This is a genomic window from Qipengyuania sp. Mu-71 (assembly GCF_036867055.1).
Taxonomy (GTDB): domain Bacteria; phylum Pseudomonadota; class Alphaproteobacteria; order Sphingomonadales; family Sphingomonadaceae; genus Qipengyuania; species Qipengyuania profunda.
This window is the reverse complement of the sequence record NZ_JBAJHR010000002.1, coordinates 38,687-55,780: the sequence shown is the minus strand read 5'-3', so window position 1 is coordinate 55,780 and position 17,094 is coordinate 38,687. Positions and strand designations below refer to the sequence as shown.

Here is a 17,094-nt window from a genome sequence, read left to right as displayed (position 1 = left end):
CGGGCCAGCCGGGTACGGCCTGCCCCATCACGCGTTCTCGAGGCGGTCCTGCGTGGCATCGCTGGCGGCTTCCATCAGCCGCGCCTCGATGCGGTTCATCCGCTCGCCCGGCTCCAGCTTTCCGCCCGTAAGGTCGGTCACATAGAAGGTGTCGGCTGCGCGTTCGCCGTAATTGGTGATATGCGCCGAATGCACCACCAGCCGGCTTTCGAACAGCGCGCGCGCCAGGCGGTTGAGCAGCGCCGAACGGTCGCGCGCATTGACTTCGATGACGGTGAATTTGTTCGACGCCTTGTTGTCGAACAGGACGCGCGGGGCGACGTCGAAGGCGCGCGCGCGGCTGTGCGGCAGCGGTCGCTGCGCGAGACGCGGGGCGAGATCGACCCGGTGCGCCAGCGCATCGGCAATGCTTTTCTTCAGCCGGTCGAGCTGGCCCGCTTCGGCGAAGGGATCGCCATGCGGGTCCTGGACGAGGAAATTGTCCAGCGCCCAGCCCATCCGCGTCGTGTGGATGCGCGCATCGATGATATTCCCGCCGGCGAGGTGGATGCCGCCCGCTATGCGGTAAAACAGGCCCGGGTGGTCGGCGGCGATCACCGTGACCAGCGTCGCTCCGCGCGCCTCGTAATATTCGCAATGGATCGACAGTTCGTGCTCCGCCGCGCGCGCCGCGGCATAATGCACCAGGTTGAGCGCGATGATATCGGTCGGCTCGGCGATCCAATAGGCATCGCCCACGGTCTCGGCGAGATCCTTGACCAGCCCGGACCGTTCACCCAGCAAATCGACCACTTCGGCCTGTTTGTGCGCGACCTTCTGATCGCGGCCGTGACGCATATGCCCCAGCCGCAGGCGTTCGCTGGAGACGTCGTAAAGCTCGCCCAGCAACTGCCCCTTCCAGCTGTTCCACGTGCCGGGACCGACCGCGCGGATATCGACCGCAGTGAGGATGGCGAGATGGCGCAGCCGTTCGTGGCTCTGCACATGCCCGACGAAATCCTCGATCGTCTTGGGATCGGTCAGGTCGCGTTTTTGCGCGGTGTGGCTCATCAGCAAATGGTTGCGCACCAGCCAGGCGACCATCTCGGTTTCGCTTTCGGTGAGGCCGAAGCGCGGGCACAATTCTTCGGCGACTTCGGCGCCGAGCACCGAATGGTCGCCCCCGCGGCCCTTGGCGATATCGTGCAGCAGTGCGGCGACATAGGCGGTGCGGCGCGATCCCACCTTGTGGATCAGCCGCGTCGCGCGCGGATGGTCGCCCGCCAGTTCGCCCTTCTCGATCTGGTTGAGCAGGCCGATCGCGCGGATGGTGTGCTCGTCCACCGTATAATGGTGGTACATGTCGAACTGCATCTGTGCGTTGACCTTGCCGAAATCGGGCACGAATTTCCCGAAGACGTTGGCCTCGTTCATCCAGCGCAAGACCAACTCGGGATCGTTGCGACCACACAGCAGGTCGAGGAACAGCGCATTGGCGCGGGCATCCTCGCGAATCTTGTGGTCGATCAGCCCGCTGTCGCGATTGGCCTGACGCATGGTTTCAGGGTGGATTTCGAGCTCTTCGGCCTCGGCCAGCTGGAAAATCTCGATCAGCCGCACCGGATCCTGCTTGAACCATTCGTCCGTCGGGGCGGCGATCTTTCCGCCATAGACCCGGTATCCCTTGAGGATACGCGCCTTCTGCTTCCACCCGGCGAAGAACCCACGCCGAGCGGTCTTGGCCTCGAACTGTTCGTCGATATGCGCGAGGAAAATGCCGGTTAGCGATCCGACCCGCTTCGCCTGCAGGAAATAGAATTGCATGAACCGTTCGACCGAGCTCTTGCCCGGCCGCTCGGCGAAATTCATCCGTTCGGCAATGCGGCGCTGGAGGTCGAAGGTCAGCCGGTCCTCGGCGCGCCCGGTCAGCACATGCATATGGCTGCGCACTGCGAGCAGGAAGTTTTCCGCGCGGCGGAAGCTGCGGTATTCGGACTGGGTGAACAGGCCGACATCGACCAGTTCGGCGGCGGCGCGGACGCGGTGGATGAACTTGCCGATCCAGTAGAGCGTATGCAGGTCGCGCAGGCCCCCCTTGCCGTCCTTCACATTGGGTTCGACGACATAGCGGCTGTCGCCCATGCGCTTGTGGCGCGCATTGCGCTCGGCCAGTTTCTCGGTGACGAAGGCGCGTTCGTTGCCGCGCACGACTTCGGTCGTAAAGCGGCGCGAGCCCTCGTCGTAAAGCTCCTGGTCGCCCCAGACATAGCGCCCTTCGAGCAATGCGGTGCGGATGGTCAGGTCGTTCTTCGACAGGCGCATCGCTTCGTCGAGCGTGCGCGTCGAATGGCCGACCTTCAGCCCGAGGTCCCACATCAGGTAGAGCATCGCCTCGACCACCTGCTCGCACCAGGCGGTTTTCCTGCCGCCGACGAGGAAGGCGATGTCGACATCCGAATGCGGCGACATTTCCGCGCGGCCATAGCCGCCCACTGCCATCACCGCGAGCCGTTCGGCCTGCGAGCGATTGGCGCTGGAATAGAGATGGGTGGTCGCGTGATCGTGGATCACCCGGATCAGCTGGTCGATCAGGAAGGCGAAGCCACCCGCATTCTCGTGTCCTGCCGAAGGCTTTTCCTCCAGCCGCCGCTCAAGCTCGGCGCGGCCCTGGTCGAGGGCGGCCTTGAGCAGCGCCACCACATGCGGGCGGGCCTTGTCGCCGTGCTCCCCGACCAGCGCCTCGATCCCGGAGGCAAGCTGCCGCCGGTCGATGATGGCACGCTGGCGGGGGACACGGGTCACGCTCAAGCGGCCAGGTGCTCCTTGGCGTAGGTCGCCTTGACGGTGCGCTTGTCGACCTTCTGCGTACCAAGGCGGGGAAGCTGTTCCTCGCTCTGCCACATGACCGACGGCACCTTGAAGGCAGCGATATGTTCGCGCAGGAACTCCTGCAGTTCCTCGACCGACAGGCTCTGCCCCGGATGCGGGTAATAGACCGCCGCCGGAATTTCGCCGAAGCGTTCGTCGGGCAGGCCGAAAACCGAGCATTCGGCAACCTTGGGATGCGCGTAGAGCGCTTCTTCGACCTCGATGCAGCTGATGTTCTCGCCGCCGCGGATGATGATGTCCTTCTTGCGGTCGACGATGAAGAGGTAATTGTCCTCGTCGAGATAGCCGAGATCGCCGGTGCGGAAATAGGCATCGTCCGAATAGGCCGCCTTGGTCGCGTCCTCGTTCTTCCAATAGCCGAGGAAGTTGCACACCGAGCGGATCGAAACCTCGCCGATCTTGCCCTGCTCGAGCGGTTTGCCGTCATCGTCGAGAATGGCCATGTCGACCAGCGGCCGTGAGGGCATGCCGGTACTGTTGGGCTTGGCGAGATAGTTCTCGTTGAGATTGCCCGCCCCGACTCCATTGGTTTCGGTCAGGCCATAGCCGAGCGCGGGGAAGCCGTCCTTGAACGCATCCTTGATCTTCTTGACGTGTTCGATCGGGCGCGCCGCGCCGCCACCGGCAAAGGTCTTGCACTGCGACAGATCGTATTTCTCGCGCTCGGGATGGACCGCGATCTCATAGCTCATCAGCGGAACGCCGACGAAATAGGTGATCTGTTCCTTCTCGAGCAGTTCGAGCGCATTGGTCGCATCCCACTTGGGCATCAGCACCAGCTTGCGTCCCATAGCGAAGCTTTGCAGCATGAGCGGCACTTCGCCGGTCACATGGAACAGCGGCACCGCCACCAGCGCGCTCGGCTGGACGGTCGGCGCGGCGTCGTTCTCGGTCAGCAGCTGGAGCATCATCGCCGTCTGGCAGACGTAGTTCATCGTGCCCGACACAACGCCGAGATGATCCGAATAGGCGCCCTTGGGATGGCCGGTCGATCCGGAGGTATAGAGGATGGTGGCAAGATCGTCGGGACCGAGCTGGCCGAGCATGGCCATCGCGGTATTGCCCGCCGCCCAGATGGGGGCGAGCCCCTCGGACGGAACGCCGTGGCCGAACACGACGACCTTGGCGCCGTGTTTGACCCCATCGAGCCGCTCGGCGCGCTGTGCATCGGCGAGCACCAGCTTGCACTCGCAAAGGTCGATTCCGTAGGCCAGTTCCTCGCCGGTCCACCAGCCGTTGAGCAGCGTGGCGCAGCCGCCCGCCATCAGGATGCCCATATAGGCGATGATCCAGTTGGCCGAATTGCGCGCGGCAATGCCGACCCGGTCGCCCTTGGCGATCCCGTGCTCGGTCGCAAGGCTGTGCGCGACATGCGAGGCCGCGCCCCACACTTCGCCGAAGGTCAGCCGCATTTCGCCATCGACGATGAACAGCTCGTCCTTCTTCTCGTTGCAGAAATGCGCGAAATAATGCGCCACGCTGGGCGGCGCATTCTTGAACGCGGGCATGGTGACGCCGCGGCGGGTGACTTCGGTCAGCTCGAACATCTGGCCGGGTTCGGTCACTGCCCTGGTGATCCGGTCGATATCCTTGTCGAGTTGTGTCGGCATGGGTTGTTTCGTGTCCTCTCCAAATCGGCACGCGGCCTCGTGCTCGAGGCTCGCGCATGAACTGCGGCTCGACGCAGGCTTTCCCCAAATCCCCTGCTATGCCAAAAGCCGCCCCCGATGGGTCGCCGGACGCGGCCTTGGGCACACCTCTAAGGGGATAACCACTTGCTGTCACTACTGGCTGCATCGGGCGCGGCAGAGCCGATCTACTGGGAGAATCTGGGGCTACGGCCCTATCTCTTCGAGATCGGCGGCTTCCAGCTGCGCTTCTACTCGCTCGCCTACCTGCTGGGCATCCTGCTGGGCTATTGGCACCTGTCCAAGATGATCAAGGCCCCCGGCGCGCCGATGGCGCAGCGCCATGCGGACGATCTGTTCTTCTATTGCACGCTCGGGGTCATCCTCGGCGGGCGACTCGGCTATGCGGCGTTCTACAAGCCCGAGCTGTTCGCCAGCGCCGATGTGTTCAAGCTGTGGGAAGGCGGGATGAGCTTCCACGGCGGGGTCATCGGCGTTCTGATCGCGATTACCTGGGTCGCCTGGCGCGGCGGTCTCAACTGGCTGCGCATCACCGATTACATCGCGGTCAATGTCCCGCTCGCCTATATGCTCGGGCGACTGGCGAATTTCGTCAATGGCGAGCTTTACGGGCGCCCTGTCGAAGGCGGCTTCCCGCTGGCGATGATCTTTCCGACCGATCCGGACCAGCTGCCGCGCCATCCCAGCCAGCTCTACCAGGCCGGGTTCGAAGGCCTGCTGCTCGGGTTGCTGCTGCTGGCCATGTTCTGGAAGACGCCAGCGCGCTATCGCCCGGGTCTCCTCGTCGGCATCTTCACCATCGGCATGGGGCTGGGCCGGTTCCTGATGGAGTTTTTCCGCGAACCCGATGCGCATCTGGCGCATGTGGTGCTGGAAACCGGCCTGTCGCGCGGCCAGTGGCTGAGCCTGCCGATGGTCGGCGTCGGGCTGGCAGTGCTCGTCTATGCATTGCTGCGCCCCGCCATCGGTAGCGCCAAGGCATCCGCACCGCAGCAGGCATGAGCGAAGCCGGCGCGCCCGAGCCCGCGCTGGCGGCGGTCTTCCGCCGCCTGATCGCCCAGCACGGGCCAATGCCCGTGGCGCGCTATATGGGCGAGAGCAATGCGCGCTATTACACCAGCCGCGACCCGCTCGGCGCGGCGGGCGATTTCACTACCGCGCCCGAGATCAGCCAGATGTTCGGCGAAATGGCGGGGCTGTGGCTGGCGGATATCTGGGCCCGCGCGGGACGTCCCGCGGATGCGATCTATGTCGAGCTCGGCCCGGGACGCGGGACGCTGGCGAAGGATGCGCTGCGCGCGATGGCAAGCCAGGGGCTGCGCCCCGACGTGCACCTTGTCGAAGGGTCCGAAGCGCTGCGCGCGGTGCAGGGTACCGCGCTCGCCGGCGCGCAGTTCCACGATTCGCTCGACAGCCTGCCCGACGATCGCCCGATCCTGCTGCTTGCCAATGAATTTCTCGACGCGCTGCCGGTCCGCCAACTGGTGATGACCGCGCAGGGCTGGCGCGAGCGCATGGTGGGGCTGGAGGAGGATCGCTTCGCCTTCGTCGCCGGGCCCAGCCCGATGGACGACGTCGTACCCGAGGCGCAGCGCGCCGCAGCTGCCGGAACCGTGATCGAAACCTGCCCCGCCGCCGCCGCGCTCGTCCAATCGCTCGCGCAGCGGCTCGATGTGCAGGGCGGCGCGGCGCTGTTCATCGATTATGGCCATGTGGCCCCGCGCCATGGCTCGACGCTGCAGGCGGTGCAGGCGCATGAGAAGGTCGATGTGTTTGCGGCGCCCGGCGAGATGGATCTCACCGCGCATGTCGATTTCGCGACGCTCGACACGATCGCGCGGCGCGAAGGCGTGGCGAGCTCGCTGACCACGCAGGGTGCTTGGCTCTCCGCGATGGGAATCGGCCTACGCGCGCAGGGATTGGCGACTGCCGCGCCCGAGCGTTCGCAAGAGATCCAGGCCGCGCACGATCGGCTCGTTCAGCCGCAGGCCATGGGCGAATTGTTCAAATGCATGGCCCTGTCTGCCCGCGACTGGCCGCGCGGGGCGGGCTTTCCCGAAGGCCAGCGGAGGACGCCCCCGTCATGAAACACCTGCTTGCTGTTGCCGCGCTTGTGCTGGCCGCCACGCCGCTGTCCGCCGCCGAACCGATCGAAGGCCGCTGGGTGACCGCGGAAAAGGACGCCATCGTGCAGATAAGCGATTGCGGACGCAGTATCTGCGGGCGGATCGCCAAATTCCTCGTCACCCCGCCGCAGGGCGCCGACCAGCGCGACGTCAACAATCGCGATGCCGCCAAGCGCAGCCGCAAGCTGCTCGGCATGGCGATCCTCACCGGGTTCACCGAAGACGAGGATTCGTGGCGCGGCGAAATCTACGATCCCAACAACGGCAAGACCTATCGTTCGATAGTGCGCCGCCGCGGCCTGGACCGGCTCGAGGTCAAGGGCTGCATCGGCCCCTTCTGCCAGACGCAGGTCTGGCAGCGCGCGCGCTAGCCTACTGGCCGATCCGTTCGGCCAGGCGCTGCGCGGCCCGTTCGAACGACAGCTTGTCTTCGGTCCGGTCGACCGAATAATTGGCTTCGCGCATTGCATCCACGCCGATCGCACCGATCAGCGGCTCGAGCGCGGCGACCAGCGCGTCGTCCGTCCCGGTTGCGGGGGCGAGCAGGATGATCGCATCGTAATTGGGGAAGGCGCCTTCCGGATCGTCGAGGATCACCAGGTCATCCGCCGCGATCCGCCCGTCGGAGGTGTAGGCACCGATCACGTCGGACTCGCCCGAGGTCAGCGCATTGTACATGAAGGTGGGCGAGAAATTGCGCCGTGCGGCGAAGCGCAGGCCATAGGCCTCGCGCACCGCGATCCATTCGGGCCGTTCGAAGAATTCGGGATCGCCGCCAATGGTCATGCCCTGCGCGCGACCCGCGAGATCGCCGATACTGGTGAAACCGCCGGCCTCGGCCGCCGCGCGCGGCATGGCGAGGCCATAGGCGTTTTCGAAACCCAGTCGGCCCAGCACATGCGTACCGCTGGTGCGGGTTTCCCACGCGGCAATCTCGGCAAGCATGGTCTCGCGGTCAGGATTGTCGCTGCGTTCCATCTGGTTGGTCCAGATGGTGCCGGTGTAGTCGACCAGCACGTCGATCGCCCCGGTCGATACCGCCTGGTGCGCGACCGCCGAACCCAGGCCGTCACGGTATTCGACCGAGAAGCCCTCCGCCTGGAGCCGTTGCCCGATCAGGCGGGCGAGGATGTATTGCTCGGAAAAGCCCTTCGCCCCGATGACGATGCGGTCGCCCCCCCGGTCGCCGAACTGGACGGTAAGCGCGCCAAGAATGCCCAGCAGGACCGCCGCCAGTCCGCCGAACGTCAGCATCCGGCGGCGCGTGGCGAGCCCTTTCTCGATCAGGCCAAGCAGCGCATCGGCGACCAGCGCCAGACCGGCGCTGGCAATACAGCCCGCCAGCACCAGCACCCAGTTCTGCGTCTGCAGACCGGCGAAGATCGGATCACCCAGGCTTGGCTGGCCGATGGTGGTGGCCAGCGTGGCGGCACCGATGGTCCACACCGCCGCAGTGCGGATGCCGGCCATGATGTAAGGCGCGGTCAGCGGGGCCTCGACCAGCCGCAGCCGCTGCCAGAAGGTCATCCCGACGCCGTGCGCGGCCTCTATCACGCCGGGGTCGAGATTGACCTGCGCGGTCACCGCATTGCGCAGGATCGGCAGCAGCGCATACAGCGCCAGCGCCAGCAGTGCGGGCAGGAAACCCAGCGTCGGCAGGCCCTCGCCGAACACCGCGCGCAGCGACAGCAATATGGGGAAGAACAGCGCGAGCAGCGCCAGCGCGGGGATCGTCTGCACCAGGCTGGCAAAGCCCAGCGTGGCGCGCGCGACCGGTTCGGAACGGCTGGCCCAGACCGCCAGCGGCAAGGCCACTGCAATCCCCAGCCCAATCGCGGCAGCAGAAAGCAGCACATGCGCGGCAAGCTTGTCGCCCAGCCCGAGCAGCGTGGTCCAGATTTCGCTCATCTTGCCAGCTCCGCCAGCCGGTCGGCCTGCGCGCGCGGGACTGCGACGAGGCCTTGGGCGATCTCGCCGCCGGCCCCGGCGAGCAGCGAATGCGGGGTTTCATCGGCCACGACCGTCCCCGCATCCATCACCAGCACGCGATCGGCGAGCAGCAGGGCTTCGGCCATGTCATGCGTCACCATCACGGTAGTCAGTCCGAATTCCGCATGCAGCGCGCGGACCCGGTCGCCCAGCGCGTCGCGCGTAATCGGATCGAGCGCGCCGAAAGGTTCGTCCATCAGCAGCAGCTGCGGCTCGTTCGCCAGCGCGCGCGCCACGCCGACACGCTGGCGTTGCCCGCCCGACAATTCGTCGGGCAGCCGGGCGGCCATGTCGGGCTCGAGATCGACCAGTTCGAGCAATTCGCCGATCCGCTCTGCGGAAAGCCGCTCGCCGACGAGGCGCGGCCCGATGGCGATATTCTCGCCCACTGTCATATGTGGGAACAGTCCGACCGACTGGAAGACATAGCCGATCTTGTGACGCAGCGCGGCCAGCGGCAGGCTTTCGACATTGTCGTCTTCGAACCGCACCTGGCCCGATGTCGGCTCGACCAGCCGGTTGACGGTCTTGAGCAGCGTCGACTTGCCCGAGCCCGAGGCGCCGACCAGCGCGACGAATTCGCCCTGCGGGATCGTGAGCGAGACGCCGGCAACCGCTTCGGCCGCCTCGTAGCTCTTCCTGAGGTCGCGGAATTCGAGCAGCGGGACGGGCGTATCGGTCACGCGGGTGCGTCGTCCGCGTCTGCGTCTACGTCCGCGCCTGAACCTGCATCTGCGGGAGGCCGGTATTCGACGCGTTCGAGCTCGATCGAGACCCCGTCGTCATTCGTCGCCTTCATCTTCCCGCCGGACATTCGGCCGGGCTCCCAGCACCGCTCGACCCCGCTGTCGGGCGCAGGCATGAAACACAGGCGCTTGTCGCGCTCGACCACGCTGTAGGTCCAGCTACCCGTCTGCCACGGATCGCCGTTGCGCAGGTCGCGATAGGTCCCGTCGGCATCGAGATAGGTGGTGTAGCGCGCGCCGTCTGCGGCCACCGCGCGCCACGCGGTGGCAACGAAGACTTCGGGTGCCGGCTCGCCCGATGGCGATACGACCTGCTGCGGCGTAAGCGCGGAGCTGTCGCCTTCGTCACTGGCGGGGGTGCAGGCGGGGAGCGCCATTCCCAGCGCAAGGATTGTCAGACTTCGCATGGGGGGCGGGAAAGCACAGCCACGCCAAGCGTGCAAGGCGGGCGGGGGATCAGGTTTCGATCGAACTGCGCGGAAAGACGATCCGGATGTCGAGCCCGTCGTCCGAAAACGTGCGCTCGAACGAACCGCCCAGTTGCCCTTCGACCGCCATTCTCAAAAGGCGCGAGCCGAAACCCTCATGCGCGCTGTCTTCGGGTGCGCTGGCGCTGCGCACGCTTTCTTCCCACAATACGCAGACCTTGCTGTTGTCCTCGCCCTCGCATTCATCCTCGACGGTGACGGTCACATGCCCGTCGACACGCGACAGCGCGCCATATTTGGCCGAATTGGTCGCCAGCTCGTGGAAAATGAGCGCAAGCGGGGTCGCGGCACGCGCACCGACCACGATCCCCGGACCCGTCACGCTGAAGCGCTTGTCTTCCGCAGTGCCGTAAGGGGCCAGCAAGTCGGCGAGCAGGCCCGACAGCGTACCGCCCTGGTGCCCGTGACCGGGCCGCACGTAATCATGCGCTGCGCCCAGCGCGCGGATGGTGTCGTTCAGCTCGGTGGCAAACTCGGCGATTTCGGGCTTCCCGCGCGACCGGATCGCGACCAGCCCCGACACCACGGCGAAGATGTTCTTGATCCGGTGCGACAGCTCGTTCGCGAGCAGGTCACGCGCTTCGGACAGGCGCCGCTGGCGATCGACATCGATGACCGTGCCGAACCAGCGGTTCTGGCCCCCGCCAACCGGCGTCTGGACCGCGCGGGCGAGCATCCAGCGATAATTGCCGTCGGACAGCTTCAACCGCCATTCGAATTCGAACGGCTTGCCGCTATCGAGCGAGGCACGGAACGCGCCCGAGGCAGTGTCCCAGTCTTCCGGGTGAATCGTCGCGCGCCAGTCCGCCAGCGTCCTGGGCTGCGCCCGGCCGGTCATCTCGTCCCATTGCGCGTTGACGTAATCGAATTTGCCTTCGGCATCGGCGGACCAGGCGATCCCCGGGACGCTGTCGATCATCCGTTGGAGGTAGCTTTCGCGGACTGCGACCGCGGCCTGCGCGGTTTCGCCCATGCGACGCTGCGAGATGCGGCGCATGACCGCCTTGCCCAGCACACCCAGGGTCTCGCGCTGGAGCGCGGTCAGCCCGTCCGGGCGCTGCACGGTATCGATGACACAGAGCGCACCCAGCGGAGCGCCTTCGACAGACACCAGCGGATGGCCGGCATAGAAGCGGATGTGCGGTTCACCGGTGACCAAGGGGTTGTCGGCGAAGCGTTCGTCTTCGCGTGCATCGGTGACCACCATCGGCTCGGTGCCGAGCATGGCATGCGCACAGAAACTGGTTGGGCGCGGCGTTTCGCGCGCGTCGATCCCGACCCGGGTCAGGAACAGCTGGCGCCCCTCCTCGACCATGGTGACCATCGCCATCGGCGTACCGCAGATCTTGGCGGCGAGATCGACGACTTCCTGCAATTCGGGATCGTCGAGCATGGCTTCGGTGCCGTGCGCGGTCAGGATCGCGAGGCGCCGGTCCTCGTCGCAATAGGCATCCGAGGAGGGCTCTCCCTCGGGCCACAGGATGTTGTCTTTACGGTACATAGGCAGACCCAAGCGCCTAGATGCAAGCGACTATCGCGTAAAGTATTTACCAGTGACAGAGGGTAAAGCCAGCCTATTCGGTTTGCCCCGTGCTGCGCGCTCGGCTATCGGCCCGCCCGCAGCCGAATTTTCGCGAGCCCCCAAGGAGAGAGCATGCGCGCGACCCCCGATTTCGATTTCCAGCTTGGCGAAAGCGCCGAGATGATCCGCGACAGCGTGGCCCGCTTCGCCGATGAACAGATCGCCCCGCTGGCCGAGAAGATCGACCGCGAGGATTATTTTCCTCGCGCCGAGCTGTGGGAGCAGATGGGCGAGCTGGGCCTGCACGGCATCACCGTGAGCGAAGAAGACGGCGGGCTCGGTCTCGGCTATCTCGAACACGTCATCGCGGTCGAGGAAGTCAGCCGCGCCAGCGCCTCGCTGGGTCTCAGCTACGGCGCGCATTCCAACCTCTGCGTCAACCAGATCCGCCGCTGGGGCAATGCCGAGCAGAAAGCCAAGTATCTCGCCCCGCTGGTCAGCGGCGAACATGTCGGCAGCCTCGCCATGTCCGAAGTCTCGGCGGGTTCGGATGTCGTCTCGATGAAGTTGAAGGCCGAAGCCGCCTCGCGCGACGGCGTGGACGGCTACATTCTCAACGGCACCAAGTTCTGGATCACCAATGCGCCCTATGCCGATACGCTGGTGGTCTATGCCAAGACAGACGGCAGCGCTGGTTCGCGCGGGATCACCGCCTTCCTGATCGAGAAGGGCGATGCGGGTTTCTCCATCGGCCAGAAGATCGAGAAGGTCGGCATGCGCGGCAGCCCGACCGCCGAACTGGTGTTCGACGATTGCTTCGTCCCCGAAGATCGCGTGATGGGGCCGATGAACGGCGGCGTCGGCGTGCTGATGAGCGGGCTGGATTACGAGCGCGTGGTCCTGTCGGGCATCCAGCTGGGGATCATGCAGGCCTGTCTCGACACGGTCATTCCCTACCTGCGCGAGCGCAAGCAGTTCGGCAAGCCGATCGGCAGCTTCCAGCTGATGCAGGCCAAGGTGGCGGATATGTACGTCGCGCTGCAAACCGCCCGCGCCTATACCTATGCGGTCGCCAAGGCCTGCGATGCGGACCAGACGACGCGCTTCGATGCCGCGGGCGTGATCCTCTATTCGAGCGAGAGCGCCTTTCGTGTGGCAGCCGAAAGCGTCCAGGCACTGGGCGGCGCGGGCTACACGCTCGACTGGCCGGTGGAACGCTACATGCGCGATGCCAAGCTGCTCGACATCGGCGCCGGCACCAACGAGATTCGCCGGATGCTGATCGGCCGCGAACTGATCGGGGCGGCGGGGTGAGCGCCGACGAAGATTACGTCTACGACGAGGACAGCGGTGAGTGGATGCCCGCCTCCGAACTCGCGGCAAAGCAGGCTGCCGCGAACCGCGTCGAAGTACGCGATGCGGTGGGCAATGTGCTGTCCGACGGCGACCAGGTGACGCTGATCAAGGATCTGGACGTCAAGGGCGCGGGCCAGACGCTCAAGCAGGGTACGCTGATCAAATCGATCCGCCTGACCGGCGACCCACAAGAAATCGACTGTAAATATCCCGGCATCAAGGGCCTCGTCCTGCGTGCCGAATTCGTGAAGAAACGCTGAGGCCGGACGTGATCGGGGCGGTGCCATGAAGCTCCTGCTGACCGGCTCGTCGGGCTGGCTGGGCCGCTTCCTCGCGCCGCAATTGCGCGCTGCGGGACACGAAGTGGTAGGTCTCGATATTGCGCCGGGGGCGGACACGCAGGTGGTCGGTTCGGTCGCGGATCGCGCGCTCGTATCCGATCTGGTCGCCGACGGCGTCGAGGCGATCGTCCATGGCGGGGCATTGCATAAGCCCGATATCGCGCGCTATCCGAAGCAGGCTTTTATCGACACTAATATCACCGGCACGCTGAACCTGCTCGAAGCCGCCGCCCGCGCCGGCCATGACCGCTTCGTCTTCACCTCGACGACTTCACTGATGGTGTCGGACCGGGTTCGCGCCGACGCATCGACGGAGGCCTTCTGGATGGACGAAGAGTTCTACGACGGCCCGCCGCGCAACATATATGGCGTGACCAAGCAGGCAGCCGAGGGCTTGTGCCGCCTGTTCGCCGAGGAACATGCGATCAATATCGCGATCCTTCGCACGGGGCGCTTCTTCCCCGAGGATGACGATACCGACCGTGCGCTTGCGGGCGAGAACATGAAGGCCAACGAATTTCTCAACCGGCGCCTATCTGCCGCCGATGCGGCGCGGGCGCATGTCGTCGCGCTCGATGGGGTCTTGGGACAGGGATGCGAGACCTTCGTACTCTCGGCACCGCCTCCCTTTGCGCGCACGGAGACCGCCGAACTGGCCCGCGACGCGCGCGCCGTCATTGCGCGGCATTTCCCCGACGCAGCCGATCTCTACGCCGCGCGCGGCTGGCAGTTGCCCGCGACCATCACCCGCGTCTACGATCCCGCGAAAGCCCAAAGACTGCTCGGCTTTAGCTGCGAAACCAGTTTTGCCAGCGTGCTTGACGCCTTACGCGGCGAGCGCGACCTGCCCTTCGATCACGATCCGGCCTATCTGCCGCCCAAGGAAATCGCATGACTGCACCCGTTCTTACCTCGACGCTCGACCGCAAGGCGCCCGATGCGGAGGCTCGCTTCGAACACAATAAGGGGCTTGCCGAGGAACTGCGTTCGGCCGTTGCCGCAGCCGCGCTTGGCGGGTCCGAAAGCAGCCGCGAGCGGCATGTCGGGCGGGGCAAGCTATTGCCGCGCGAGCGGGTGGAGCGGCTGCTCGATCCGGGCAGCCCCTTTCTCGAAATCGGGCAGCTGGCCGCGAACGGCATGTACGGCAAAGACGAAATCAACGGCGCGGGGCTGATCGCCGGGATCGGGCGCGTGTCGGGCCGCCAAGTAATGATCGTCTGCAACGATGCCACCGTGAAGGGCGGCACCTACTACCCGATGACGGTCAAGAAGCACCTGCGCGCGCAGGAGATCGCGCAGGAGAACCGCCTGCCGTGCATCTACCTCGTCGACAGCGGCGGGGCGAACCTGCCGCACCAGGCGGAGGTCTTCCCCGACCGGGACCATTTCGGGCGCATCTTCTTCAACCAGGCGAACATGTCCGCGCTGGGCATTCCGCAGATCGCCTGCGTGATGGGCAGCTGCACCGCGGGCGGGGCCTATGTCCCGGCGATGTCCGACGAAACGGTGATCGTGCGCGAACAGGGCACGATCTTCCTTGCCGGTCCGCCGCTGGTGAAGGCCGCGACGGGCGAGGAAATCAGCGCCGAGGACCTCGGCGGCGGCGACCTCCATGCCAGGAAATCGGGCGTGGTCGATCATTTGGCCGAGAACGACGAGCACGCGCTCACCATCGTGCGCGATATCGTCAGCCATCTGGGCGACAATCACGCCGCCGCACGGGCCATCACGACACAGGATCCGCGCACGCCGAAATTCGATGCCGAGGACCTCTACGCGCTGGTGCCTGACGATGTCCGCGCCCCTTATGACGTGCACGAAGTCATCGCCCGGCTGGTCGACGGCAGCGAGTTCCACGAGTTCAAGCAGCATTACGGCAGCACGCTGGTCTGCGGTTTCGCGCATATCTGGGGCATGCCGGTGGCGATCCTCGCCAATAACGGCGTGCTGTTCTCCGAAAGCGCGCAGAAGGGCGCGCATTTCATCGAGCTCGCCTGCCAGCGGCGTATCCCGCTGCTGTTCCTGCAGAACATCTCGGGCTTCATGGTCGGGGGCAAGTACGAGGCCGAAGGCATCGCCAAGCACGGCGCCAAGCTCGTCACCGCGGTCGCCACTGCCAGTGTGCCCAAGCTCACCGTAGTCATCGGCGGCAGTTTCGGTGCGGGCAATTACGGCATGTGCGGCCGCGCCTATTCCCCGCGCTTCCTGTTCACCTGGCCCAATGCGCGCATCAGCGTGATGGGCGGCGAACAGGCCGCCTCGGTGCTCGCCACCGTCCACCGCGACGCCGATAGCTGGACGGCGGAACAGGCCGAGGAATTCAAGGCCCCGATCCGCCAGAAATACGAGGATGAAGGCAATCCCTATTACGCCACCGCACGGCTATGGGACGACGGCGTGATCGACCCGGTGCAGACGCGCGACGTGCTCGGACTGGCGCTGGCCGCGACGCTCGAAGCGCCGATCCCCGAGCATCCGCAATTTGGTGTGTTCCGCATGTAATCGGCGGGAAAACCGCTGCATCCCTATCGCTTTCCCTCGCGTAGCTGCTAGGTCGGATCACCGGGGAGAGTGAAGTGTCGTTAGCCAGGCCGCGCCGCAAGCGTTCGATCCTGTCGTGTATCGTGCGGCGGATCATTCTGGCGATCTATCGCTGGCGCGGATGGACGCTCGACGGGCATCTGCCCGACATCCCCAAATTCGTTATCGCCGGCGCGCCGCATACGTCCAATTGGGATTTCGTTTTCTTTACCGGCGCCACCGCCGCCGAGGGGATCGAACCCGCCTTCATGGGCAAACATACGCTGTTCAAGGGCGTAATGCGCAATTTCATGCTCGATATGGGCGGCATTCCGATCGACCGGACTAAGCGCGCCAATGTGGTCGAGCAGGTCGCGGACGAATTTGCGCGCCGGGACCGACTCGCGCTGGTGATCGCTGCGGAGGGCACGCGCAGCTCCAGGGGCGAATGGAAATCGGGGTTCTACAATATCGCCCGCGCCGCCAATGTGCCGATTGTTCCTGCCTGGGTGTGCAACACGCGCCGGATCGTCGGCTTCGGGCCGGCGATCATCCCGAGTGCGAATTATGGCGAGACGCTGCTGGAAATCGCGCGTTTCATGCGCGGCAAGCTGCCCGAGTTCGAGCGCTTCAAGGTGCTCGAACGCCAGGCGCTGCAACTGATCGAGGAGAACGGGACATGATCGTCGAAGCACTGCTGGCCAATGCGGCGATCCTGCTCGGCATGGCGATCATCCTGTGGGTGGTCGCGGTGCAGATCGACGATGTCAGCTTTGTCGATGCCTATTGGGGCGGCGGCATGGCCTTGATGGCATTCGTCAGCTGGCTGCGGCTGTACGAACCCGGCCCGCTGGCCACTCTGCTGACGGTGATGGCGGTGATCTGGGGCCTGCGGCTGTGCATCCATCTGCTGCTACGCTGGCGGCGCGAGGGCGAGGACAAGCGTTACGCGCGCATCCTCGCGAAAGACCGCGCGAGGGGGCGCTTCGCGCTGGCCGCTTTGACCAAGGTGTTTCTGGGTCAGTCGGTGCTGCTGTTCATCGTTTCGAGCCCCGCGCAATACGGCATTCTCGAGGCCAATTGGATGGTGCCGATCAGCGGGCTGGCGCTGGTCGGACTGGCGCTGTGGGCGGTGGGCATCCTCTTCGAATGGGTCGGCGACTGGCAACTCGCCCGGTTCAAGGCCGATCCCGCGAATGCGGGCAAGGTGATGGACCGCGGCCTGTGGCGCTATACCCGTCACCCCAATTACTTCGGCGACGCCTGCGTCTGGTGGGGCATCTGGATCGCTGCCGCATCGGCCGGCTGGTGGGTCGCCGCCGCCACGGTGATCGGGCCGCTGTTCCTGACCTTCACGCTGACCAGATGGTCGGGCGGTCCGCTGCTCGAACGCGGCATGAAACACTCGCGTCCCGGCTACGCCGATTACAAGGCGCGGACCTCTGCCTTCTTCCCGCTCCCGCCCAAGAAATCCTCGGGCTAATCCCGG

Annotated in this window: 15 protein-coding genes; 9 read left to right on the top strand and 6 right to left on the bottom strand. The window is 65.5% G+C overall.

Features of this window, described 5'->3' with window-relative positions:
* Nucleotides 1-27: 27 nt before the first annotated feature.
* Together V6B15_RS12075 and V6B15_RS12070 are read right to left on the bottom strand one after the other, a co-directional pair.
* Nucleotides 28-2,787 (bottom strand): [protein-PII] uridylyltransferase, encoded by a 2,760-nt coding sequence (locus V6B15_RS12075; RefSeq protein ID WP_334201403.1) that lies wholly within the window; start codon nucleotides 2,785-2,787, stop codon nucleotides 28-30.
* Complete coding sequence (locus V6B15_RS12070) at nucleotides 2,784-4,478, bottom strand: class I adenylate-forming enzyme family protein (RefSeq protein ID WP_334201402.1); 1,695 nt, start codon at nucleotides 4,476-4,478, stop codon at nucleotides 2,784-2,786. The genes V6B15_RS12075 and V6B15_RS12070 overlap by 4 nt, the downstream gene beginning before the upstream one ends.
* Nucleotides 4,479-4,643: 165 nt before the next feature.
* On the opposite strand from V6B15_RS12070, the gene lgt reads away from it, so the two are divergent.
* Genes lgt through V6B15_RS12055 form a run of 3 tightly spaced genes read left to right on the top strand, consistent with a single transcriptional unit; the run spans nucleotide 4,644 to nucleotide 7,014 of the window.
* A complete protein-coding gene (gene lgt / locus V6B15_RS12065) occupies nucleotides 4,644-5,519 on the top strand; it encodes a prolipoprotein diacylglyceryl transferase (protein ID WP_334201401.1) in 876 nt (291 codons plus the stop codon).
* The gene (locus tag V6B15_RS12060; protein ID WP_334201400.1) at nucleotides 5,516-6,604 is read left to right on the top strand and encodes a class I SAM-dependent methyltransferase; all 1,089 of its coding nucleotides are present in this window, start codon (nucleotides 5,516-5,518) and stop codon (nucleotides 6,602-6,604) included. The genes lgt and V6B15_RS12060 overlap by 4 nt, the downstream gene beginning before the upstream one ends.
* Nucleotides 6,601-7,014 carry a DUF2147 domain-containing protein gene (locus V6B15_RS12055; RefSeq protein WP_334201399.1) on the top strand — a complete coding sequence of 138 codons (414 nt, stop codon included), beginning with the start codon at nucleotides 6,601-6,603 and terminating at the stop codon, nucleotides 7,012-7,014. Before V6B15_RS12060 ends, V6B15_RS12055 begins: the two co-directional genes overlap by 4 nt.
* A gap of 1 nt (nucleotide 7,015) precedes the next feature.
* Here V6B15_RS12055 and V6B15_RS12050 read toward each other — a convergent pair whose 3' ends face one another.
* The 4 genes from V6B15_RS12050 to V6B15_RS12035 are packed head-to-tail and all read right to left on the bottom strand — an operon-like array spanning nucleotide 7,016 to nucleotide 11,367.
* Entirely contained in the window at nucleotides 7,016-8,551 is a 1,536-nt protein-coding gene (locus V6B15_RS12050; RefSeq protein WP_334201398.1) for an ABC transporter permease/substrate-binding protein, read from the bottom strand.
* Nucleotides 8,548-9,315: an ATP-binding cassette domain-containing protein gene (locus V6B15_RS12045; RefSeq protein ID WP_442969026.1), complete on the bottom strand. Its 768-nt coding sequence runs from the start codon at nucleotides 9,313-9,315 to the stop codon at nucleotides 8,548-8,550. The genes V6B15_RS12050 and V6B15_RS12045 overlap by 4 nt, the downstream gene beginning before the upstream one ends.
* Nucleotides 9,312-9,785: a hypothetical protein gene (locus tag V6B15_RS12040; RefSeq protein WP_334201397.1), complete on the bottom strand. Its 474-nt coding sequence runs from the start codon at nucleotides 9,783-9,785 to the stop codon at nucleotides 9,312-9,314. Before V6B15_RS12040 ends, V6B15_RS12045 begins: the two co-directional genes overlap by 4 nt.
* 49 nt (nucleotides 9,786-9,834) lie before the next feature.
* Nucleotides 9,835-11,367, bottom strand: a complete 1,533-nt coding sequence (locus V6B15_RS12035; protein WP_334201396.1) for a sensor histidine kinase — start codon at nucleotides 11,365-11,367, stop codon at nucleotides 9,835-9,837.
* Between the two features lie 153 nt (nucleotides 11,368-11,520).
* Between V6B15_RS12035 and V6B15_RS12030 the strand changes: the two genes are divergently transcribed.
* The 6 genes from V6B15_RS12030 to V6B15_RS12005 all read left to right on the top strand — a co-directional run bounded on the left by V6B15_RS12030 (nucleotide 11,521) and on the right by V6B15_RS12005 (nucleotide 17,088).
* Nucleotides 11,521-12,702, top strand: a complete 1,182-nt coding sequence (locus tag V6B15_RS12030) for an isovaleryl-CoA dehydrogenase (RefSeq protein ID WP_334201395.1) — start codon at nucleotides 11,521-11,523, stop codon at nucleotides 12,700-12,702.
* Nucleotides 12,699-13,004 carry an alkylphosphonate utilization protein gene (locus tag V6B15_RS12025; protein WP_320181432.1) on the top strand — a complete coding sequence of 102 codons (306 nt, stop codon included), beginning with the start codon at nucleotides 12,699-12,701 and terminating at the stop codon, nucleotides 13,002-13,004. The genes V6B15_RS12030 and V6B15_RS12025 overlap by 4 nt, the downstream gene beginning before the upstream one ends.
* Nucleotides 13,005-13,029: 25 nt before the next feature.
* The gene (locus V6B15_RS12020; RefSeq protein ID WP_334201394.1) at nucleotides 13,030-13,980 is read left to right on the top strand and encodes an NAD-dependent epimerase/dehydratase family protein; all 951 of its coding nucleotides are present in this window, start codon (nucleotides 13,030-13,032) and stop codon (nucleotides 13,978-13,980) included.
* Nucleotides 13,977-15,587: a carboxyl transferase domain-containing protein gene (locus V6B15_RS12015; RefSeq protein WP_334201393.1), complete on the top strand. Its 1,611-nt coding sequence runs from the start codon at nucleotides 13,977-13,979 to the stop codon at nucleotides 15,585-15,587. The genes V6B15_RS12020 and V6B15_RS12015 overlap by 4 nt, the downstream gene beginning before the upstream one ends.
* Nucleotides 15,588-15,661: 74 nt before the next feature.
* A complete protein-coding gene (locus V6B15_RS12010; protein WP_334201392.1) occupies nucleotides 15,662-16,288 on the top strand; it encodes a 1-acyl-sn-glycerol-3-phosphate acyltransferase in 627 nt (208 codons plus the stop codon).
* Nucleotides 16,285-17,088 (top strand): DUF1295 domain-containing protein, encoded by an 804-nt coding sequence (locus tag V6B15_RS12005; protein ID WP_334201391.1) that lies wholly within the window; start codon nucleotides 16,285-16,287, stop codon nucleotides 17,086-17,088. The genes V6B15_RS12010 and V6B15_RS12005 overlap by 4 nt, the downstream gene beginning before the upstream one ends.
* The last annotated feature ends 6 nt before the right edge of the window (nucleotides 17,089-17,094 follow it).

Coding starts and splice junctions, on each gene's coding strand:
- V6B15_RS12070 (WP_334201402.1), bottom strand. CDS start 4,478: ATGCCGACACAACTCGACAAGGATATCGACCGGATCACCAGGGCAGTG.
- V6B15_RS12060 (WP_334201400.1), top strand. CDS start 5,516: ATGAGCGAAGCCGGCGCGCCCGAGCCCGCGCTGGCGGCGGTCTTCCGC.
- V6B15_RS12055 (WP_334201399.1), top strand. CDS start 6,601: ATGAAACACCTGCTTGCTGTTGCCGCGCTTGTGCTGGCCGCCACGCCG.
- V6B15_RS12050 (WP_334201398.1), bottom strand. CDS start 8,551: ATGAGCGAAATCTGGACCACGCTGCTCGGGCTGGGCGACAAGCTTGCC.
- V6B15_RS12040 (WP_334201397.1), bottom strand. CDS start 9,785: ATGCGAAGTCTGACAATCCTTGCGCTGGGAATGGCGCTCCCCGCCTGC.
- V6B15_RS12035 (WP_334201396.1), bottom strand. CDS start 11,367: ATGTACCGTAAAGACAACATCCTGTGGCCCGAGGGAGAGCCCTCCTCG.
- V6B15_RS12030 (WP_334201395.1), top strand. CDS start 11,521: ATGCGCGCGACCCCCGATTTCGATTTCCAGCTTGGCGAAAGCGCCGAG.
- V6B15_RS12020 (WP_334201394.1), top strand. CDS start 13,030: ATGAAGCTCCTGCTGACCGGCTCGTCGGGCTGGCTGGGCCGCTTCCTC.
- V6B15_RS12015 (WP_334201393.1), top strand. CDS start 13,977: ATGACTGCACCCGTTCTTACCTCGACGCTCGACCGCAAGGCGCCCGAT.
- V6B15_RS12005 (WP_334201391.1), top strand. CDS start 16,285: ATGATCGTCGAAGCACTGCTGGCCAATGCGGCGATCCTGCTCGGCATG.